This window comes from Photobacterium ganghwense (assembly GCF_017329545.1).
Classification (GTDB): domain Bacteria; phylum Pseudomonadota; class Gammaproteobacteria; order Enterobacterales; family Vibrionaceae; genus Photobacterium; species Photobacterium ganghwense.
The window spans coordinates 175,066-194,546 of sequence record NZ_CP071325.1; the positions used below are offsets into that span (position 1 = coordinate 175,066).

Consider the following 19,481-nt stretch of genomic DNA (forward strand, 5'->3'; position numbering starts at 1 on the left):
CTGCAAGTTTCTCCTGTTTCGGTCGCGATTAAGGTTGCCCCAGCCAGCTCCTTGGGTTGGTCGGCGTACCTTTGCGACGAATTTCGAAGTAAAGGGAGGACTGCTCCTGCCCGCCACTATCGCCGACCAGTGCGATAGCTTCATTGGCCTGTACGTTATCGCCCACTTTTTTCAGCAGTGCCTGATTGTAACCATAGAAGCTCATGTCGCCTTTGCCATGATCGATCACCACCATTAGGCCGTAACCACGCAACCAGTCGGCAAACACCACCTTACCCGGGTAGATAGCCTTGACCTGGCTGCCAGCATTCTGGCCGATCACCATACCTTTCCAGCGTAGCTCACCTTGTTGCGGTGAACCATAGGCGTGGACGATTCGTCCGCTGACCGGCCACGGCAGCTTACCTTTGTGCTGGCTCAGGCCGTTCATAGGTGCCCGGCGGCGGGCGGCTTCAGCCGCGGCTTTGGCGCGGGCGATTTCTTTAATCAGGCGCTGCTCGTTCTCTTTCAGCTCGGCCAGGTAACGGTTGTCGGTGTTAATCTGCTGTTTGAGCTTGCTGACTGTGCTTTGACGCTGGCGTCGTTCCGACTCCAGCTTGGCCTGATGTTTTTTTAGCTCGTCGAGTTTGGTTTGCTGTGCTTCTTGCTGCTGGCGCAGGGTATGTTGCTTCAGCTGCAATTCGGTCGTGGTGGCAGCCAGCTCATCCAGCGCCTGAGTGCGCGCTTGGCTCAGTCGTTCGGCATAGACCGTATAGCGATCCAGTTTGTCACGGTTTTCCCCGCTTAATAGCAGCGCCAGCTGGCTGTGCTGTCCCTGACGGTACTGGGCATCCATCAGCGCTTTCAGCATTTCCTGCTGTCCCAGCTGCTGTTGTCTGAGTGAGGCCATCTGGGTTTGCAAGGTTCGCACAGACTGATTCAGTGACTGAATCTGGCTCTCGGCACGATGGATGGATTTTGCCGTTTCAGCAATGCCAACTTCCTGTTTACGTAAATCTTTCTGGAGTTGGTCGATGTGCTGACGCTGGCTGCTGACCTGTTGTTGTTGGCGTGAAATTTCTTGTTTGACGCCATCAAGCTGGTTCTGGTTTGCCTGGGCTGCCGGAGCGGCAAACGCCAGACATAACAAAGCACCAGTGCATAATGCACTGGCGCGGATGGATTGGTGAAGGTTACGAATGATCTCCCGCATAGCGGTGATTATTTCAGATCAAACAGCACCTGACCAGTCATCTCTGCAGGGATTTCCATGTCAGACAGCGCCAGCATGGTTGGGGCCAGATCTGACAGTTTCCCGCCATCTTTCAGAGTAATAGATTTGCTGCCCACGTAAACCAGAGGTACCGGCAGGCTGGTGTGCGCCGTATGGATGCCGCCGGTTTCCGGGTTCACCATCATTTCGGCGTTACCGTGGTCGGCAGTGATCAGCAGTTGGCCGTCCATTTCACGGATAGCGTCAACTACGCGGCCGATACAGGTATCTACGGCTTCACATGCTTTTACCGCAGCATCATAAACGCCAGTGTGGCCGACCATGTCACCGTTCGGGTAGTTACAGATAATGGTATCAAACTCACCGCTCTTGATTGCGGCAACCAGCTTATCAGTCAGCTCCGGCGCGCTCATTTCCGGCTGCAGGTCATAGGTGGCCACTTTTGGTGAAGCGACCAATTGACGAGATTCGCCGTCAAACTCATTTTCGACGCCGCCGTTAAAGAAAAACGTAACGTGCGCGTATTTTTCCGTTTCAGAAATACGCAGCTGTTTTTTGCCTTTCTTCGACAGCCACTCACCCAGGGTGTTGGTCAGGCTTTCTGGTGGGAAAGCAGCAGGCAGGTTAATGTCAGCCGCGTATTGAGTCAGCATGACAAAATCGGCCAGTGCCGGGAACTGCTTGCGCTCAAAGCCGGCGAAATCTACTTCGAATGTACGTGTGATCTGGCGGGCACGGTCAGCACGGTAGTTCATGAACAAGACGGCATCGCCATCCTGCATCGCAGCCACAGGTTGGCCTTCGGCACGGATTTCTGTCGCTTTGACGAACTCATCGTTTTCTTCGCGGGCATACGCCGCTTCCAGACCTTCAACGGCAGTGGCAGCGGTAAAGTCAGCATCCGCAGCAGTCAGCAGGTTGTAGGCTTTTTCAACACGTTCCCAGTTGTTGTCACGGTCCATCGCGTAGTAACGACCAACCAGAGACGCAATGCGGCCTTTACCCAGTTGGGCAAACAGGGCATCGAAACGCTCCAGAGAGGCTTGAGCGCTACGTGGCGGCGTGTCGCGGCCATCCAGGAAGCAGTGCAGGTAGATGTGCTCAGCACCGCGATTCGCGGCCATCTCCACGGCTGCGGCAATGTGGTCTTCGTGGCTGTGCACACCGCCTGGTGACATCAGGCCCATGATATGAACGGCTTTGCCAGCTTGAACGGCTTTATCAATCGCGGAAGTCAGCGCTGGGTTTTCGAAGAAATCGCCGTCAGCGATAGATTTGGTGATTCGGGTCAGATCCTGGTACACCACGCGACCGGCACCGATATTGGTGTGGCCCACTTCAGAGTTACCCATTTGACCGTCCGGCAGGCCAACATCCATCCCTGAGGCAGAGATCAGGGTGTGCGCTTCATTCGCCATCAGACCATCAAGAACCGGAGTTTTCGCGTTGGCAATCGCGTTGTCGGCGTTGTCTTCACGGTAACCCCAGCCATCCAGAATAACCAAAGCCAGAGGCTTCTTAGCAGACATATGCTGTCCCTCGTTAAAGTTAGAAATCTGAGTGTAAATTGGATCAATTACCTTAACCCTAAGGCACCGGCAGGATTAAGGTAATTGAACGCTTTAACCGTAATTTTACTACAGTTTCCTGCCCGAACTGTAGGGCAAGATCAAACAATGCTGTAAATGGTTTGTTATCTTCTTACGGAAATATATTCATTTCTGCCTCTTAGTGTAAGCCCTGGCGGGGAGTTTTTTTCATTTTTCTTGTTCCGGATACCGGGGGCGGAAAGATCGTTCAATACTTGTACCAGCGGCCGTAAAATCGAGTGAGCCGTAGCTCGTAATTACTGTCCCTGTCTGTACAACCGGGCTGGCGAAGGTATACTCAGGATCCTTATTTTTGTGGTGGTTAGCCTCCGGAAAGCAGGCTGATATTTAGGAACATAGAGCGTAAATCATGCAGCAATACATCGATTTTGTAACAAGTAATCCAATTCTGTCTCTGGTGTGGGTCGGTCTGATCGTAGCCATCATTGCGTCTTACGTAAAACAGAAGACTGCGGGCTACAAGTATGTGACGCCAAACGAGGCCACGGCGCTGATCAACCGTGAGAACGGGGTGTTTGTGGATATCCGCAGCCGAGATGAGTACCGCGGTGGTCATATTGCCGGGTCACTTCACATTCTGCCAAGCCAAATCAAAGAACAGAACTACGGCGAACTTGAAAATCACAAGAACGCCCCAATCATCGTGGTATGCAAAACAGGCCAGACCGCACAAGAAAGTGCCAACCTGTTGCACAAAGCCGGTTTTGACAACGTCAACCTGCTGAAAGATGGCCTGATTTCATGGAATGAAGCAAACCTGCCGCTGATTCGCAGCAAGGCCGGTAAAGGCAATAAATAAGTCTGTGGCCGGCAGCACGATGCTGCCTGTTACGATGAAATCAGATTTGTGCAGTTGTGATATAAGATCATGGTTGCGATATTGAATGGCTCACTGCGGTGAGTACAGAGAGAAAAAGGACTCTAACATGGCTGAAGCAGCAAACAACGAAGCACAGCAAAACTTCCAAATCCAGCGTATTTTCCTGAAAGATGTTTCTTTTGAAGCACCAAACTCTCCGCAAATGTTCCAGCAAGAGTGGAACCCGGACGTGAAACTGGATCTGGATACTCAGAGCCGTGAACTGGCAGAGGGCGTATTCGAAGTGGTACTGCGTCTGACTGTAACGGTGAAGAACGCTGAAGAAACAGCTTTCCTGTGTGAAGTACAGCAAGCCGGTATCTTCTCTGTGTCGGGTATGGAAGCGCCTCAGCTGGCTCACTGCCTGGGTGCATTCTGCCCGAACATCCTGTTCCCGTACGCTCGTGAAACTATCTCCAGCCTGGTGGTTAAAGGGACATTCCCACAACTGAACCTGGCGCCGGTAAACTTTGACGCACTGTTCATGAACTACCTGCAGAATCAGGCGCAGGCTCAGGGCGACGCTGAAAACACTGAAGCGTAATTTATCTGGGTGACCGTAATGAATCCTGGTAACGAACAAGCCATCACAATGACCGTTCTGGGCGCAGGCTCATACGGTACATCACTGGCGATTTCACTGGCGCGCAACGGCGCCAACGTGATCTTGTGGGGCCATGATCCGGCCCATATTGCGCAGCTGGAAATGGATCGATCCAACGAAGCCTTCCTGCCGGGAGTGGCTTTTCCGGAATCTCTGATCCTGTCTGCCGATCTGGAAGCGGCCGTGAAGGCCAGCCGTGATTTACTGGTCGTGGTGCCAAGCCATGTCTTTGGCGAGGTGCTGCATCAGGTGAAACCGCACCTGCGTTCGGACTCCCGTATCTGCTGGGCAACCAAAGGGCTGGAGCCGGAAACCGGTCGCCTGTTGCAGGACGTTGCGGTTGAGGCGCTGGGTGATCAAATCCCGCTTGCCGTGTTGTCAGGCCCGACGTTCGCCAAAGAGCTGGCGGCGGGTATGCCGACGGCGATTGCGGTGGCATCACCGGATGAAGCGTTTGTTCGTGACCTGCAGGAAAAAATTCACTGCAGCAAGACGTTCCGGGTATACAGCAACAGCGATTTTATCGGGATGCAGCTTGGCGGTGCCGTTAAAAACGTGATTGCGATCGGTGCCGGGATGTCTGACGGTATCGGTTTTGGTGCCAATGCCCGGACTGCGCTGATCACGCGGGGTCTGGCAGAGATGTGTCGTCTGGGTGCGGCGCTGGGTGCTCAGCCGGAAACCTTTATGGGCATGGCCGGCTTGGGTGATCTGGTCCTGACCTGTACCGACAACCAGTCGCGCAACCGCCGCTTTGGCCTGGCTCTGGGTCAGGGGAAAGATGTGGATACCGCGCAACAGGAAATCGGCCAAGTGGTGGAAGGCTACCGTAATACCAAGGAAGTCTGGGTTCTGGCTCAACGCATGGGCGTGGAAATGCCGATTACCGAGCAGATTTACAAGGTGCTGTATCAGGGCAAAGATGCCCGTGAAGCGGCTAAAGATCTGCTGGCGCGTGAGAAAAAAGACGAATAACGGTCAGGTTGAGCCACAGGCTTAACCGCGCTCCCAACCCTCAAGCAACGCGGGCTGTCATACCCGCGTTGTTTTTTTTTCTGGGGGGAGTAAAGTTATAAGATTGTAAGTACACGACCGGCCCCGGTTTTTGTCGGCCGGCCAGCAAGCCTATTCCAATTCGAAACGATACCGAGGACAACGTGAGGGAATGTCAACAACACGCCGTGTGGCAGTCAATCAAGCAGGAAGCACGGGAGCAGTCTGAACAAGAACCTATGCTGGCCAGCTTTTATCATGCCACGATCATTAAGCACGATAACTTGGCTGCTGCGCTGAGTTATATTCTGGCCAATAAACTGGCAACCCCGTCGATGCCGGCCATGGCGGTGCGTGAAGTGATTGAAGAGGCGTTCAGTAGCGACTGCGCAATCACAGAGTCAGCGGCCTGTGATATTCGTGCGGTGGTCGAGCGAGACCCGGCGGTTGAGCTATACTCGACGCCTCTGTTGTATCTGAAAGGCTTCCATGCCCTGCAAGGTTACCGGGTGGCAAACTGGTTGTGGAAGCAGAACCGGTTCGCGCTGGCGGTGTATCTGCAAAACCAGATCTCCGTGACCTGTCAGGTGGATGTGCACCCGGCGGCCCGTATTGGCCAGGGCATCATGTTCGACCACGCCACCGGGATCGTGATTGGTGAGACCGCGGTGATTGAGAATGATGTGTCGATTCTGCAAGATGTGACCCTGGGCGGTACTGGTAAAGAAAGCGGTGACCGACATCCGAAGATCCGGGAAGGGGTCATGATAGGTGCCGGTGCTAAAATTCTCGGCAATATTGTGGTGGGCGAAGGGGCCAAAATTGGCTCATGTTCGGTCGTACTGAATCCGGTACCGCCACATACCACCGTCGCTGGGGTACCGGCCAGAATTGTCGGCCGTCCGAGCAGTGAAAAGCCTTCTATGGATATGGATCAGCAGTTCAACGGTACCAGCCAGACGTTTATTGCCGGTGACGGCATCTGAGTGTCTGATAGGGGAATGCCCTGTTACTCACACCATAAAAACACTCATACCATAAAAAACGAGAGCTCAGGCTCTCGTTTTTTATGGTCGGCAGAAAGGGTCAGACTGCGCCTTTAAAACCCAGCTGGCGCCAGGCTTCATAGCCAATGATCGCTGCAGCATTGGACAGATTCAGGCTGCGGCTGTCCGGGTGCATCGGAATTCGCAGGCGTTGTTCCTGCGGCAGGCTGGCGATGAGTTCGGCAGGTAATCCCCGGGTTTCCGGGCCAAACAGCAGAATATCGCCTTCGGCAAACTGCGCATTGGTATGGTAGTTGGTGGTTTTAGTGGTGCAGGCGAAAATGCGACGGTCACCCACATGGGCCAGAAAGGCGTCGTAGTTTTTATGACGGAACACATGGGCCAGATCGTGGTAGTCCAGACCTGCGCGGCGCAGTTTTTTTTCTTCCAGATCAAACCCGAGTGGCTCAATGAGGTGGAGGTTGGCACCGCAGTTGGCGCACAGGCGGATGATATTGCCGGTATTAGGGGCAATTTCCGGTTCATACAGGGCGATATCAAACATGAGGCTGATTTCTCGTTATCCGGTTGACTGCAATTGCAGGGGGTTAAAGTTTCAGAAGACGTGTAGCGGACGCTAATGTAGCAGAAGCGACCGCAACGGGAAACGCAGGCACTGTAAATCGATATGGAACAAGCGGAAGAAAAAAGCGAGCCAACATGGCTCGCTTGGTATGGTCAACGGGGACGTTCACCTGGCTCAGGAGATGGCCAGCGGCAGGGTCAGGGTAACGCGCAGGCCGCCGAGCGGGCTGCGGCTGGCCGTGACTTTACCGCTGTGCTGGCGGATGGCGCTGTCGGTGATCGCCAGCCCCAGGCCGGTGCCGCCACTGCTGCGATCCCGAGCTGTCGACACTCGGTAAAACGGGCGGAATATATCGCCCAACTCGGCTTCCGGCACGCCATCGCCGTTGTCATCGACGGTCATGATTAACCGATCGTCGGTGTGGGTAAACTCGAGGCGGATTTGGTCATTACCGTATCGGATGGCGTTGCGAACCACGTTTTCCAGCGCACTGATCAGCAGGTTAGGGTTGCCTCGCAGCGGCCATGCCTGCAGCGGGGTATACTCCAGCTGCTTGCCACATTGCTCGGCCTCAAAGCGGGCATCTTCCAGCATTTCGAACCATAAGGCCTGGGCGTCGCACAGTTCGCGCTGATCATGGCTGTTGACCTGCATACGAGATAATTCCAGCAGTTCGCTGATCATTTTTTCCAGTCGCTCGGCCTCGGTATCAATCCGGGTCAGCTCTTTGCTTTCGCCCTGTTTGCGCTGGGCAAGCGCCGTGGCCATCCGTAACCGGGTCAGCGGAGAGCGCAGTTCATGCGAGATATCGGACAGCAGGCGCTGCTGCCCGCCAATCATCTGGTTAATGGCCTGCACCATCTGGTTAAAGCTGGCACCGGCCTGTTTGAATTCACTCGGGCCGGCTTCCAAGCGGGGATCGGCCTCAAACTCGCCGCGGGTCACCCGTTCTGCCGCCTGCTGCAGGCGGCGGGCCGGAATGGAAATCGCCCAGGCAAGCCAGAGCAGTAGCGGGGTACTGACCAGCATAGTTACCAGCAGGAGCTGGAACGGCTTGTCCAGAATTTGCAGGAAGAAGGGCGGTGGTTCCCGCCAGATCCGGCCGACATACATCAGCAGGGTGTCGTCGCGGTAGCTGATCGGGAAGGGACCGGCCATCATCCAGCGGCCGTACAGCTTTTGCCGCGGGGCATCCGGGCTGTCTGCCATGGTGATGAAGTTGCGCAGTGCCTTGTTTCGTCCGGTCGGCGCAATGATTTCGGTGTCCACCGTGGTGAAATACAGCTGGAATCCGCGGTGGCGCTGGTGATCGGTAAATCGCTGCAGCTTTTGCTCCAGTGCGGCATTGCCCTGATTCAGTTCGTCAGCGACGTCGGCAGCCAGGTCGTGGTAGCGCTGGAGCTGAGGTTCCGGAATCGTGTGCTGGGTACGGGGATCCAGATGCGGCAATAGCAACAGGGTCAGTACCACGATCAGCAGGGTAAGCCAGAAGACCGCGAAAATACGGCCATACAGGCTGGAGAAACGGGGCAGTTTCATTCGCTGTCCTCAACCAGCAGGTAGCCTTTGCCGCGCAAGGTTTTCAGCCAGGGTTTGCCATCCGAGCGCTCCGGCAGTTTCTTGCGCAGGTTCGATACGTGCATGTCAATGGCCCGGTCAAACGGAGCCAGGCGTTTGCCCAGCACTTCCAGGCTGAGTTCGTGCTTGGCGATGATTTTGCCCGGATGCTGAATGAAGTAGCTCAGTAATGCCAGTTCCGTACCGGTCATTTCAATGGGGGTGCCGTGGTAAAGCACTTCCTGACGTCCCGGGTACACTTCCAGTTCCTGATAACGCAGGCAGTCCGGGCCGGATTTGGCCAGTGGGCCGTTGCCCTGGGTACGGCGCAGGATCGCGCGCATCCGTGCCAGCAGCTCGCGGTCACTGAAGGGTTTCGGTAGGTAGTCGTCGGCCCCCAGTTCCAGCCCCAGCACCCGATCTATTTCCTCGCCCTTGGCGGTCAGCATTAGCACCGGTGTGGCGTGGTGCTCGCGCAGGCGGCGCAGCATTTCGGTGCCGTTGAGCACCGGCATCATGACATCCAACAGGATCAGATCGATACTGTCGTCGACCTTTGCCAGACCCTGTTCGCCGTTGTTGGCTTCAACAACATCAAATCCCTCCATTTCCAGAATATCGGTTAACAGAGAGGTCAGTTCGGTATCGTCATCAACAAGCAGAATTTTGGCCATAGCAACTACCTTACAAATAAGCGGTTGACGATAGTATCTCTAATATTAAAGGAGCACGCCAAGCGCAAGACCCCCGGCTTTACGCAGTTTTACGTTTCAAAGACAGCCCTTTACCTTGCAGGCGGTAAGCTACACCCATACCGATAACGCATTCGTTATTGCAAGAACAGAACGGAGATGAACGATGAAAGCGATGAAGAAAACTCTGGCCCTGGCTGTACTCCTTCCTCTGACAATGGCCTCTGCATCGGCCCTGGCGTACGGTGGCGGTATGCACCACCATGGCGGGAAAGGCGGCGACTGCGGGATGTATGATGGCAAACGTATGTTCAGCCAACTGGATCTGACGGCCGAGCAGCAAGAGAAGATGACCGCCATGCGCGATGCCAACCGTGAAGCCCGTCGCAGTGAAATGGCGAGCCACCGGACTGAAATGCAGGCCCAGCATCAGAAGATGCAGCAATTGGTACTGGCAGATAACTTCGATGAAGCGGCTGTGCGCGAGCTGGCAAAACAGATGTCTGAGCAGCAGGTTGAACACCGCGTCACCATGCTCAAGCAGCGCCATGAAATGTTTAAGCTACTGACTCCAGAGCAGAAAACCAAGTTCCAGCAGCTGCAGCAGGATCGTATGGCACAGTGCCAGGCTCGCTGGGCTGAAAAAGCGAAAAACTAACAGACTTATTTGGGTAGCCTTGCGCGAAAACCGTCTCTTTCGGGAGGCGGTTTTTTTATATCTTTGTTATTTAGATCAGGATGTGATTTCAGTCGCTTGCCCGATTTTTGTTATTAATTTTCATCACAAAACAGCTATACTGCGGGTAATGCCCAGTCTGTGCTGCCAATCAGGCGTGATTATCATGGAGGAATTCACATCGCCCGCGGTCGTCACCCTTGCGCACTACTGGAGGCCCTGATGTCAGGATATATACTGGTTATAGTATGTGAGTGAAGGCGTTGTCATGCGTTTGCCCTGCCACTCAACAGGGCCTGTATCACAGTGATAACCCCCGTGGTCGGAGAAAATATCGGCACCGGGGTGAAGTCGCAGGCTATCGTGATATGAATCAACAAATTTTTTTATCAAAATTGTAATACTCCTACATTAGTAGGAAAGTTACAGTTTTATGCGAGCATGAGCCCGGAGCGGGTTTATGGTGCCAAGCAGGGGAACCTTGGCAACTCGTACCGGATTTGAGTTTTCATTTCCCAAAGTCAGAGGGTAACCATGATTAAGAAGATTGGTGTATTGACCAGTGGTGGTGACGCACCTGGTATGAACGCGGCGATTCGCGGTGTTGTGCGTGCAGCATTGTCTGAAGGCCTGGAAGTTTATGGTGTTTATGACGGCTATCAGGGCCTGCATCAAAACCGCATTGAGAAACTGAACCGCTCAAGCGTGTCTGATGTGATCAACCGCGGCGGTACTTTCCTGGGCTCCGCGCGTTTTCCTGAGTTCAAAGATGAAAAAGTGCGTGCTCAGGCCATTGAAAACCTGAAAATTCACGGCATTGACGCGTTGGTTGTGATCGGTGGTGACGGCTCTTACATGGGCGCCAAGAAGCTGACTGAAATGGGTTATCCGTGTATCGGTCTGCCTGGCACGATCGATAATGACGTGGCCGGTACCGACTACACCATCGGCTACCTGACGGCGCTGAACACGGTCATTGATGCGATTGACCGCCTGCGTGACACGTCTTCCTCGCACCAGCGTATCTCTATCGTTGAAGTGATGGGCCGCCACTGTGGTGACCTGACGCTGATGTCGGCGATCGCGGGTGGTTGTGAGTACATCATTACGCCGGAAACGGGCCTGAACAAAGAGCAGCTGTTGGCGAAAATCAAAGAGGGTATTTACAAAGGCAAGAAACACGCCATTGTTGCCCTGACAGAGCTGATGACTGACGCGAACGAGCTGGCAAAATACATCGAAGATGAAACGGGCCGCGAAACCCGTGCGACAGTGTTGGGCCACATCCAGCGTGGCGGACAGCCGACAGCCTTTGACCGTATTCTGGCATCACGCATGGGCGCCTTTGCGGTTGAGCTGCTGATGCAGGGCCACGGTGGTCGTTGCGTGGGTATCCAGAATGAGCAAATGGTTCACCACGACATCATTGATGCGATCGAGAATATGAAACGCCCGGTTCGTACGGATCTGTACGCGCTGGCTGACAAACTGTTCTGATCGCCGTCGCGATTGTTGCAGAGTGAGAAAAAGCCGGTGTTTGCACCGGCTTTTTTGTGCCTGTTATTTCGGTTTTTGGGCTGCCTGCCGTTGTGCTGCTATCGTATTGGCTGTTTATGATGCGAAGCTCTGGGACGGGCAGTAAGTAACGGGCCGCTTTAATGAAAAATCCATGCATCAGTCGGCATACACAGAAACGCCAGCAACAAAAAAGCCGCCAAGTGGCGGCTTTTGTCATCTGACCGGGGATACCGGCAGAAGAAGATTATTTTTTCGCTTCAGCCGCCGCTTTTGCGATAGCCGCAAAGCTGGTTGCATCCAGAGCAGCACCGCCAACCAGCGCGCCGTCGATGTCAGGCTGGGCAAAGTAAGCGGCCGCGTTTTCTGGTTTCACAGAACCGCCGTACTGGATGACGACTTGTTTAGCCACATCTTCGCTTTTCTCTGCGATGTGCGCACGGATAGCTGCGTGAATGCGCTGAGCGTCATCCGCTGTTGCAGCTTTACCGGTACCGATGGCCCAGATTGGCTCGTATGCGATGATTGCGCCGTTCAGTGCGTCAACACCCAGGGTGTTGATCACTGCGTCGATTTGACGGGCACAGACAGCGACTGTTTCGCCGGCTTCGTTTTGCGCTTCAGATTCACCGATGCACAGTACTGGTGTCAGGCCGTGCTCTTTCAGGAATGCAAATTTCTTCGCGACGAACTCGTCAGATTCGCTGTGGTATTCACGGCGCTCAGAGTGGCCGATGATGATGTGGCTTGCGCCGAAGTCTTTTAGCATCTCTGGAGAGATATCACCGGTGAAGGCACCGCTGGCGTTCACGTCAACGTTCTGAGCACCCAGAATGATCTTGTTCTTGGCCTTGCCGATCAGTTGTTCAGCAAGATCCAGGTACATCACTGGTGGAGCAACGGCTACGTCAACACCTTCAACCCCTTCAAGAGCCGCATCAAGGCCCTTAATCAGGTTAGATACCATTTCCTTGCTACCGTTTAGCTTCCAGTTACCCATAACCACAGGATGGCGCATAGCTTTTCTCCAAGTCTATTTGCTGTAAAAAGAATACCTAAGAGCATAGTGATCTGAGGGCGTGGTGCTGGCTGGGCCGGCAACCCAGATGACTATGCTATTGGGTATTCGTGACCGCGGTGATGTTGCGTACTTAAACTGTAACTATATATCAGTTTGTGACAATAATTTACTGCTCTAAATCATTTCTGTGCTCGGTTGTACCTTTTTCCCTGATAAAAGGGAACCGTTACGCGGCATTTTTTTTCAGGCTGGTGAAATTAGCGGCACAATCCGGGCGCGGAGAGAGTGATCGGCCGGGCAAATCTGACGGTCAGGCTTGGCGAGCTGCGCCGCTTTTCGTTACTGTGGCGGGGCGAATGATTTCCCCGGCAGGGTGCCGGGGCTGATTACCTAGGAGGAAAGGATGCCAAATCTCGTCATGGAATACGCTGAACCTGTTGCTGAGCGGGTTAATGTTCCCGGTTTACTGGATGACCTGCATCAAGTGCTGTTGACCAGCGGGGTGTTTGAACCGGCCTCGGTCAAATCCCGCAGTTACTGCTGCCAGAACTGGCTGGTGGGCGAGGCCGCCAATGTGCCCACTTTTATTCATCTTGAACTCAGTCTGCTGTCCGGTCGCTCGCCGGAAACCAAAAGGACGATTTCCCGGGCGCTGATGGCGGTGCTGGAACAGCATGCCGGAGGGATCAACAGCCTGACGATTGATATCCGGGATATGGACCGTGAGTGTTTTCTTAAAGTCAGCGGATGATGTGTTTCCACAACGTTAGCTTGCCCAACGATAGCTTTCCTATCATTAACTTTCCCATCGTTAGCTTTCCCATCGAGAGTTTTTTCAATGAGAGCTTTCCGGGCGGTCGCTTTTCCAACAGCCACTGTCTCTGATATCTCAGCTCCGAAGACGGGCTGATTGTCTCCCTCCGCCTCCTGTTACCGTGTTTGCTTGGGCGTGGTGGCATCCGGTTGGCGGGGCGAGGCCGGAAAGGCACGAATATCAGCCTGTTGCTCGGTCAGGGTATCGGGTGCATTAAGCGCTTGGGCAAAGCGTTTGAGCTGCTGCTGCAATTCGCTCATTAGCAGAATATTGGTGTGGTTGGGGTTTTTGCCCCGGGCAATGACATGATTGATATGACTGAGTTGAGCGCGCAGCCGGGGTTGCATCTCTGCACTGGCATGGCGAATGATCTCTTCGCTCATGGACAGGCGCAGTGCTTCGAGGGCGTCCGGGTTGTCCTCGGCCATTTTTTTCAGTTCATCAAACGACGGTAAAGTCTGCATAAGGTCCCCTAACACTTTACAAGTGAAAAACTGTAAGTAGAAACAGCTGCATTGTTGTTATGCAATAAAGTTAGTTGTCAGGGAGGGGAGGAGTCTGCTTCATGATTGAGACACCGGGATCATTGGCGATCCCGGCGGAGAGTCGGATGACTGTGAGGCGTTTTGGGTTACCAGTAATGTTCCATGGTGATCTGGCCCGGTTTGCGGCGCAGATTTTTGGCAAACCCCAGCGCTTCAAGAGTGGCTTTGGTGTCACGCACCATTTCCGGGTTACCGCAGAGCATGATCTGGCTTTTTCCCGGGTTGAGCTTCAGCCCGATGTGGCGTTCCAGCATGCCGTCGGCGATCGCCTGCGGAATACGGCCGGTCAGTGCCAGCTGTGCCGGCTCGCGGCTGACAAAGGGCTGGACAATTAGCTGGTCCGGGTGTTTTTCCAGCAGGGTATTGATCTCCGCCTGATAGCTCAGATCGGCCGCGAAGCGTACCGCGTGGATCAGTATGACTTTGCGAAACCGTTTCCAGACCTCGGCTTCGCGCAGAATCGACAGATACGGGCCAATCGCAGTCCCGGTGGCCAGCAACCAGAGATGTTCGCCGTCCGGCACCTCATCAAGGGTAAAAAAGCCGGTCGCCCGGGCTGAAATCAGGACTTCATCACCGGCTTCCAGGGCATGGAGAGCGGGAGAAAGCTGGCCGTCCGCCACGCGGGTAGCATAAATTTCAATGTGCGGGCTCGACGGAGGATTAACGAAGGAGTAGGCACGCTGAACCCGTTTGCCGTCAATATCCAGCGCCAGTTTAGTAAACTGGCCGGCTTTGAAAGGTTCGATGTTGGCCGTCAGCACCAGGCTAAATAAGTCCTGGTTCCAATGGCGGTTAGTGATAACCTGAGCGGGGATCCAGTCAGCCATAATGTTCTCCTCGTTATGATTTTTTTATGCGATACGTACAGCGCCTCTCGCCAGCAATAATGTGTTCATTACGCTCTACCTGGATGTCCTTACCCAGTAGACGTTGGAAAATGGTGAGTTCGGACCGACAAAGGGACGGGCAGTGCTCGGCGGCATGACAGATAGGACAGTGATTCTCAATCAGGATAAAGTCCTCGCCATCCCGTTGAAGCTCTGCCATGTAGCCTTCCTGTTCCCTGAGTGTAGTCAGAATTTGCAGTTTTTCTTCTAAATTTTCGGCCTGTGCCAGCTCGGCCTGATATTGTTCAAAGGTTTGATTCTCCCGGCGTTCGACGACCTGATCGAGGCCGCTGCGGCCAAACAGTTCTTCGACAGAATCAAGCATTTGAATAATAAGATCGCCGTGACGGTCAGCAAATCGCTTGTGCCCTTTGGGTGTCAGGTGCCAGTGGCGGGTCGGCCGGCCCACTTTCACTTTGACATCCTCAAAGTCCACCAGGCCATCTTCTTCCAAGCCGAGCATGTGCTGTCGCACGCCCATGGTCGTGAGCTTGAACTCTTCAGCCAGCATTTTGGCCGTCACCGGTCCTTCTCGTTTCATCCGGTAAAGAATTCGATCAATGGTTTTCATAGCCACCCGTGTTAAAAAAGTGTTCCTAGTAATTATGTAGTCAGGCTGCTAAATAAAGCAACAACTTTACAAAGTGAGGCGGGGGAGGATCACGGGTAATAAGGAAGGAAAAGGGCGCACTTGTTGTGCGCCCGGGAGAAGCGGTTACAGGATGTGGTCTTTGATGGCCTCATCCTTGCGATCCAGGTAGTGGGTCGATTTGATGCGGCGGATCGTGCGGCATTTACCGCGGATCAGCAGAGTCTCGGTCGTCGCCATGTTGCCCTGACGGGTAATCCCTTCCAGCAGGTCGCCTTTGGTGATCCCGGTACCGGCAAAAATCACGTTATCGCTGCGTGCCATGTCATTCATGGTCAGGATAGTGTTCGGCTCAATGCCCATTTCGCGGCAACGGCTGATTTCTACTTCGCCCAGCTCGCGGTTTTCAGCCGTATCGCCTTTGACCTGATGACGCGGCAGCAGACGGCCATGCATGTCGCCGCCCAGCGCGCGGATCGCGGCGGCAGAAACTACGCCTTCCGGTGCGCCGCCAATGCAGTACATAAGGTCAACTTCGCTGTCAGGCATACAGGTCAGGATGGAAGCGGCTACATCACCGTCCGGCACGGCGTACACGCGTACACCCATCGCCTGCATCTCTGCAATCACTTGTTCGTGACGTGGCTTGGCCAGAGTGATGACCACTAGGCGATCCAGGGGTTTATCCAGCGCAGCGGCAACGGCTTTCAGGTTGTCAGTCAGGGATTTGCCCAGATCGATCACCCCTTTGGCGGCCGGACCGACAACCAGTTTTTCCATGTACATGTCAGGGGCTTTGAGGAATGACCCTTTTTCACCGGCCGCCAGAACGGCCAGGGCGTTGTTCTGGCCCATCGCGGTCATACGGGTGCCTTCGATAGGATCCACTGCGATATCAACGGCATCACCGCCAGTACCCACTTTTTCCCCGATGTAGAGCATAGGTGCTTCATCGATCTCACCTTCACCGATGACGATTTCACCGTCAATTTCAGTTTGGTTGAGCAGGGCACGCATCACTTCGACCGCTGCGCCGTCGGCCGCGTTTTTGTCGCCGCGGCCCAGCCATTTGTAGCCAGCCAGTGCAGCGCCTTCTGTGACGCGGGAAAATGCCATCGCCAAATCGCGTTTCATGGTTACTCCAGAAAAAGAAAATCAGTGGGCTAGAAAACTGGCGGCGATTTTATCACAGCTGGAAAGGAAACGTTTGCGTTTGCGCAAAAATGTGAAATTTGCAGCGGTTTACGCGCAGAATCGGATAGAAAGCGAAATGTTTGTTCGGGGCGCGCTGGGGATACGGCGTCGGGCTGGAGTGTTCTGGTGACGGTCGCAGGCATGAAAAAGGCCTGCATCGGCAGGCCTTGAAAGGGAACGAGTTTGAGGGGATTAGCAATCGTCTTCGTCGATGGCCCAGCCTTTGGCGCACTCCACCGCACGTTTCCAGCCGCGGTAGCGACGGTTACGTTTGTTCTCATCGGCACATGGGATGAACTTGCGATCCAGCACAGCTTTGTCTTTCAGCTCATCGATGTTGCCCCAGAATCCGACTGCCAGACCGGCCAAGTAGGCAGCACCCAGTGCGGTAACTTCGGTTACCACCGGACGGTGCACCTCTGTATTAAGGATGTCGGACTGGAACTGCATCAGGAAGTTGTTGGCGACCGCGCCACCGTCCACTCGCAGGCTCGCCAGTTGAATGCCGGAATCTGCCTGCATTGCGTCCAGGACATCGCGGGTCTGGTAGGCCACACTTTCCAGCGTTGCGCGGATAATATGGTTTGAGTTCACCCCGCGGGTCAGACCAACGATGGCACCACGCGCGTAAGGGTCCCAGTAAGGCGCACCCAGACCGGTGAAAGCCGGTACCACATACACGCCGTTGGCGCTGCCCACTTTCTCTGCAAAGTATTCGGAGTCTTTGGCATCGTCCAGCAGTTTGACTTCATCACGCAGCCACTGAATTGACGCCCCACCCATAAAGACGGCACCTTCCAGGGCGTAGGCCACTTCCCCTTTCGGGCCACAGGCCAGGGTTGTCAGCAGGCCGTTGTGTGAGGTGACTTTCTCGCTGCCGGTATTCATCAGCAGGAAGCAACCGGTGCCGTAGGTGTTTTTCGCCTGACCGGCGCTGACACACATCTGGCCAAACAGTGCTGCCTGCTGGTCACCGGCAATCCCGGCGATAGGAATACGGGTACCGCCTTTACCACCGATGTTGGTTTTTCCGTACACTTCAGATGAAGGCTTCACTTCCGGCATCATCGACAGTGGGATATCCAGCGCTTTCAGCAGTTTTTCATCCCACTCCAGGGTATTGATGTTGAACACCATGGTACGTGAGGCGTTGGTGTAATCCGTTACGTGAACACGACCCTGGGTCATTTTCCAGATCAGCCAGGTATCGACCGTACCGAACAGCAGGTTGCCGGCTTCTGCCTCTTCGCGGGCTCCTTCGACGTTGTCGAGGATCCACTTGATTTTGGTACCGGAGAAGTACGGGTCAACAACCAGGCCGGTGTTGTCACGGATGTACTCTTCCAGCCCTTCAGCTTTTAGTTTTTCGCAGATATCAGCGGTACGGCGGCACTGCCAGACGATGGCATTGTAAACCGGCTTACCTGTATTTTTGTCCCAGACAATGGTGGTTTCACGTTGGTTAGTGATACCAATCCCCGCCACCTGATCAGAGCTGATACCGGCTTTTGCCAGCGCTTCGACCAGTGTAGAGCTTTGTGTTGCGTAGATTTCAAGAGGGTCATGCTCAACCCATCCGGCTTTCGGATAGATTTGGGTAAATTCACGCTGCGCGGAACACACAATATTGGCGTTGTGGTCCAGCACTACGGCGCGCGAGCTGGTCGTCCCCTGATCTAGTGCAACAATGTACTTTTGCTCTGTTGTCATGACGGTTTCCTCTATTTTCATTTTATAAGGGTAGTAGAGTGTTTGTTATTCATACGTAGCTGCGGCATGGACGCCATTGACTACGCTTGTGCTGCGCTTTTGTCACCAGTCTCTTCACACTGGTTAGGCAGCGTGCAACGGTTACCAGGCAGATACACACCGATGGTTTTCGGGTATAGCCAGGCACCGGCACAGGCACCCAGAATTGGGGCTACGAAAGGCACGATAAAGTAAGGGATGTCTTTCCCGCCGGTCAGCGCTACGTCGCCCCAGCCAGCCAGGAAAGCAAAGAATTTAGGACCGAAATCGCGTGCCGGGTTCATGGCAAAACCGGTTAGCGGACCGAGAGAGCCGCCGATCACCGCAATCAGAATACCGATTAGCAGCGGGCCCATGGCACCGCGTGGCGCACCATTTTTCTCGTCACCGATGGCCAGGATGGCGAACATCAGCACGGCGGTGATTACAAATTCCACCGCAAAGGCTCCGCTGAAAGACAGGGCGGCATTCGGGTATGTCGAGAAGATACCGGCTGTTGCCAGACTGGCTTCGGTACCGCGCACAATGCCGTTGGCAGTTTCGAAGTTGGTAAACAGGTTGCCGTACAGGCTGTAAATCAACGCGGCGGTAAAGAAGGCACCAAGCATTTGTGCCGCAATGTACGGCAGGACTTTGCGTTTATCGAAACCGTGGAACATTGCCAGTGCGATGGTCACGGCTGGGTTGATGTGCGCGCCGGACACACCGGCGGTGCAGTAAATCGCAATTGCCACACCCAGACCCCACATAATACTGATTTCCCACTGGCCGAACTCTGCGCCAGTCAGTACCAGCGCCGCCACGCAGCCGACACCGAAAAAGATCAGTAATCCCGTGCCTATAAATTCGGCCAGGCACTCGCCGAGTAGAGTGTGTTGTTTCGGGGTAGTCATGGTTCAGTCCTTTTGTTATGTCGTAGGGGTATTGTTATGTTTGTTGTGGGCTAAATGTACTCGATCTCGCAGCGAAGAAAATTGGATTGCGCGAGAAATGTGCGTTCGAGCATAAAAACAATTCTATTTTTGCGAATGCGCGCAAACGATTGCTGGGGACTGGGGGTTTTTCCCTTTTCGAGCATTTTGGGGGTGATTAGATGAGGAGAAATAAAGTGATTTGTTTAAGTTGATGTTTATAAAATAAAAAATCCGACCTGTACAGGTCGGATGTGCCAGATTGGGCAAAGCCTTGGATAAATCCAAGAGAGATACGATCAGGACAGAAATTAGCACGCTCACCCTGCATTAAAATAGAGTTTGATCGCAGTTTTACCCATTTAGACGGCGTGTCCGAGCGATTTTTGCACGCATAGTTCATATGGTGGGAAGCTGGCGCGGCGGCCGGAAAAACGGGGTGGTCCGGGGGAGATCGGAGTGCGGGCGATCAGGAAA

At 54.2% G+C, this 19,481-nt stretch carries 19 protein-coding genes; 7 read left to right on the forward strand and 12 right to left on the reverse strand.

The window, feature by feature from the left end; genetic code table 11:
* Positions 1-28 precede the first annotated feature (28 nt).
* Together FH974_RS00840 and gpmM are read right to left on the reverse strand one after the other, a co-directional pair.
* Positions 29-1,192 carry a peptidoglycan DD-metalloendopeptidase family protein gene (locus tag FH974_RS00840; RefSeq protein ID WP_047887205.1) on the reverse strand — a complete coding sequence of 388 codons (1,164 nt, stop codon included), beginning with the start codon at positions 1,190-1,192 and terminating at the stop codon, positions 29-31.
* A gap of 8 nt (positions 1,193-1,200) precedes the next feature.
* Entirely contained in the window at positions 1,201-2,742 is a 1,542-nt protein-coding gene (gpmM, locus tag FH974_RS00845; RefSeq protein WP_047887204.1) for a 2,3-bisphosphoglycerate-independent phosphoglycerate mutase, read from the reverse strand.
* 430 nt (positions 2,743-3,172) lie between these two features.
* Between gpmM and FH974_RS00850 the strand changes: the two genes are divergently transcribed.
* The 4 genes from FH974_RS00850 (at position 3,173) to cysE (ending at position 6,265) form a co-directional block, all read left to right on the forward strand.
* The gene (locus tag FH974_RS00850) at positions 3,173-3,622 is read left to right on the forward strand and encodes a rhodanese-like domain-containing protein (RefSeq protein WP_047887203.1); all 450 of its coding nucleotides are present in this window, start codon (positions 3,173-3,175) and stop codon (positions 3,620-3,622) included.
* 127 nt (positions 3,623-3,749) lie between these two features.
* Positions 3,750-4,226 (forward strand): protein-export chaperone SecB, encoded by a 477-nt coding sequence (gene secB / locus FH974_RS00855; protein WP_047887202.1) that lies wholly within the window; start codon positions 3,750-3,752, stop codon positions 4,224-4,226.
* A gap of 18 nt (positions 4,227-4,244) precedes the next feature.
* A complete protein-coding gene (gene gpsA, locus FH974_RS00860; protein ID WP_047887201.1) occupies positions 4,245-5,261 on the forward strand; it encodes an NAD(P)H-dependent glycerol-3-phosphate dehydrogenase in 1,017 nt (338 codons plus the stop codon).
* Between the two features lie 182 nt (positions 5,262-5,443).
* Entirely contained in the window at positions 5,444-6,265 is an 822-nt protein-coding gene (gene cysE / locus FH974_RS00865; protein WP_047887200.1) for a serine O-acetyltransferase, read from the forward strand.
* Positions 6,266-6,365: 100 nt separating this feature from the next.
* On the opposite strand, the gene trmL is transcribed toward cysE, so the two are convergent.
* The 3 genes from trmL to FH974_RS00880 all read right to left on the reverse strand — a co-directional run bounded on the left by trmL (position 6,366) and on the right by FH974_RS00880 (position 9,082).
* Positions 6,366-6,830: a tRNA (uridine(34)/cytosine(34)/5-carboxymethylaminomethyluridine(34)-2'-O)-methyltransferase TrmL gene (gene trmL / locus FH974_RS00870; RefSeq protein ID WP_047887199.1), complete on the reverse strand. Its 465-nt coding sequence runs from the start codon at positions 6,828-6,830 to the stop codon at positions 6,366-6,368.
* A gap of 195 nt (positions 6,831-7,025) precedes the next feature.
* The gene (gene cpxA, locus FH974_RS00875) at positions 7,026-8,390 is read right to left on the reverse strand and encodes an envelope stress sensor histidine kinase CpxA (RefSeq protein ID WP_047887198.1); all 1,365 of its coding nucleotides are present in this window, start codon (positions 8,388-8,390) and stop codon (positions 7,026-7,028) included.
* On the reverse strand, positions 8,387-9,082 hold the full coding sequence (locus tag FH974_RS00880) for a response regulator (RefSeq protein ID WP_047887197.1): 696 nt from the start codon (positions 9,080-9,082) through the stop codon (positions 8,387-8,389). Before FH974_RS00880 ends, cpxA begins: the two co-directional genes overlap by 4 nt.
* Before the next feature lie 184 nt (positions 9,083-9,266).
* Here FH974_RS00880 and FH974_RS00885 point away from each other — a divergent pair, with 184 nt between their 5' ends.
* Entirely contained in the window at positions 9,267-9,758 is a 492-nt protein-coding gene (locus tag FH974_RS00885; RefSeq protein WP_047887196.1) for a CpxP family protein, read from the forward strand.
* Between the two features lie 552 nt (positions 9,759-10,310).
* A complete protein-coding gene (gene pfkA, locus FH974_RS00890; RefSeq protein ID WP_047887195.1) occupies positions 10,311-11,273 on the forward strand; it encodes a 6-phosphofructokinase in 963 nt (320 codons plus the stop codon).
* Positions 11,274-11,538: 265 nt separating this feature from the next.
* On the opposite strand, the gene tpiA is transcribed toward pfkA, so the two are convergent.
* A complete protein-coding gene (tpiA, locus tag FH974_RS00895) occupies positions 11,539-12,309 on the reverse strand; it encodes a triose-phosphate isomerase (RefSeq protein WP_047887194.1) in 771 nt (256 codons plus the stop codon).
* A gap of 406 nt (positions 12,310-12,715) precedes the next feature.
* Between tpiA and FH974_RS00900 the strand changes: the two genes are divergently transcribed.
* A complete protein-coding gene (locus FH974_RS00900; RefSeq protein WP_047887193.1) occupies positions 12,716-13,063 on the forward strand; it encodes a 5-carboxymethyl-2-hydroxymuconate Delta-isomerase in 348 nt (115 codons plus the stop codon).
* 179 nt (positions 13,064-13,242) lie between these two features.
* On the opposite strand, the gene FH974_RS00905 is transcribed toward FH974_RS00900, so the two are convergent.
* The 6 genes from FH974_RS00905 to FH974_RS00930 form a co-directional block, all read right to left on the reverse strand.
* Positions 13,243-13,590 (reverse strand): DUF3135 domain-containing protein, encoded by a 348-nt coding sequence (locus FH974_RS00905; protein ID WP_047887192.1) that lies wholly within the window; start codon positions 13,588-13,590, stop codon positions 13,243-13,245.
* Positions 13,591-13,757: 167 nt separating this feature from the next.
* On the reverse strand, positions 13,758-14,501 hold the full coding sequence (locus FH974_RS00910) for a ferredoxin--NADP reductase (protein ID WP_047887191.1): 744 nt from the start codon (positions 14,499-14,501) through the stop codon (positions 13,758-13,760).
* A 13-nt stretch (positions 14,502-14,514) separates the two neighbouring features.
* A complete protein-coding gene (locus tag FH974_RS00915) occupies positions 14,515-15,132 on the reverse strand; it encodes a helix-turn-helix transcriptional regulator (protein WP_047887190.1) in 618 nt (205 codons plus the stop codon).
* Positions 15,133-15,276: 144 nt separating this feature from the next.
* Positions 15,277-16,284 carry a class II fructose-bisphosphatase gene (gene glpX, locus FH974_RS00920; RefSeq protein ID WP_047887189.1) on the reverse strand — a complete coding sequence of 336 codons (1,008 nt, stop codon included), beginning with the start codon at positions 16,282-16,284 and terminating at the stop codon, positions 15,277-15,279.
* A gap of 252 nt (positions 16,285-16,536) precedes the next feature.
* Positions 16,537-18,054, reverse strand: coding sequence for a glycerol kinase GlpK (glpK, locus tag FH974_RS00925; RefSeq protein WP_107193914.1), 1,518 nt, complete (start codon positions 18,052-18,054; stop codon positions 16,537-16,539).
* Positions 18,055-18,134: 80 nt separating this feature from the next.
* Complete coding sequence (locus FH974_RS00930; RefSeq protein WP_047887186.1) at positions 18,135-18,986, reverse strand: MIP/aquaporin family protein; 852 nt, start codon at positions 18,984-18,986, stop codon at positions 18,135-18,137.
* Positions 18,987-19,481 lie beyond the last annotated feature (495 nt).

Excerpts from the sequence above, each read along its gene's own strand:
- gpmM (WP_047887204.1), bottom strand. The coding sequence starts at position 2,742 with ATGTCTGCTAAGAAGCCTCTGGCTTTGGTTATTCTGGATGGCTGGGGT.
- FH974_RS00900 (WP_047887193.1), top strand. The coding sequence starts at position 12,716 with ATGCCAAATCTCGTCATGGAATACGCTGAACCTGTTGCTGAGCGGGTT.
- glpX (WP_047887189.1), bottom strand. The coding sequence starts at position 16,284 with ATGAAACGCGATTTGGCGATGGCATTTTCCCGCGTCACAGAAGGCGCT.
- FH974_RS00840 (WP_047887205.1), bottom strand. The coding sequence starts at position 1,192 with ATGCGGGAGATCATTCGTAACCTTCACCAATCCATCCGCGCCAGTGCA.
- FH974_RS00930 (WP_047887186.1), bottom strand. The coding sequence starts at position 18,986 with ATGACTACCCCGAAACAACACACTCTACTCGGCGAGTGCCTGGCCGAA.
- glpK (WP_107193914.1), bottom strand. The coding sequence starts at position 18,054 with ATGACAACAGAGCAAAAGTACATTGTTGCACTAGATCAGGGGACGACC.
- gpsA (WP_047887201.1), top strand. The coding sequence starts at position 4,245 with ATGAATCCTGGTAACGAACAAGCCATCACAATGACCGTTCTGGGCGCA.
- trmL (WP_047887199.1), bottom strand. The coding sequence starts at position 6,830 with ATGTTTGATATCGCCCTGTATGAACCGGAAATTGCCCCTAATACCGGC.
- pfkA (WP_047887195.1), top strand. The coding sequence starts at position 10,311 with ATGATTAAGAAGATTGGTGTATTGACCAGTGGTGGTGACGCACCTGGT.
- FH974_RS00880 (WP_047887197.1), bottom strand. The coding sequence starts at position 9,082 with ATGGCCAAAATTCTGCTTGTTGATGACGATACCGAACTGACCTCTCTG.
- tpiA (WP_047887194.1), bottom strand. The coding sequence starts at position 12,309 with ATGCGCCATCCTGTGGTTATGGGTAACTGGAAGCTAAACGGTAGCAAG.
- FH974_RS00910 (WP_047887191.1), bottom strand. The coding sequence starts at position 14,501 with ATGGCTGACTGGATCCCCGCTCAGGTTATCACTAACCGCCATTGGAAC.
- FH974_RS00905 (WP_047887192.1), bottom strand. The coding sequence starts at position 13,590 with ATGCAGACTTTACCGTCGTTTGATGAACTGAAAAAAATGGCCGAGGAC.
- FH974_RS00850 (WP_047887203.1), top strand. The coding sequence starts at position 3,173 with ATGCAGCAATACATCGATTTTGTAACAAGTAATCCAATTCTGTCTCTG.
- secB (WP_047887202.1), top strand. The coding sequence starts at position 3,750 with ATGGCTGAAGCAGCAAACAACGAAGCACAGCAAAACTTCCAAATCCAG.
- FH974_RS00915 (WP_047887190.1), bottom strand. The coding sequence starts at position 15,132 with ATGAAAACCATTGATCGAATTCTTTACCGGATGAAACGAGAAGGACCG.
- FH974_RS00885 (WP_047887196.1), top strand. The coding sequence starts at position 9,267 with ATGAAAGCGATGAAGAAAACTCTGGCCCTGGCTGTACTCCTTCCTCTG.
- cpxA (WP_047887198.1), bottom strand. The coding sequence starts at position 8,390 with ATGAAACTGCCCCGTTTCTCCAGCCTGTATGGCCGTATTTTCGCGGTC.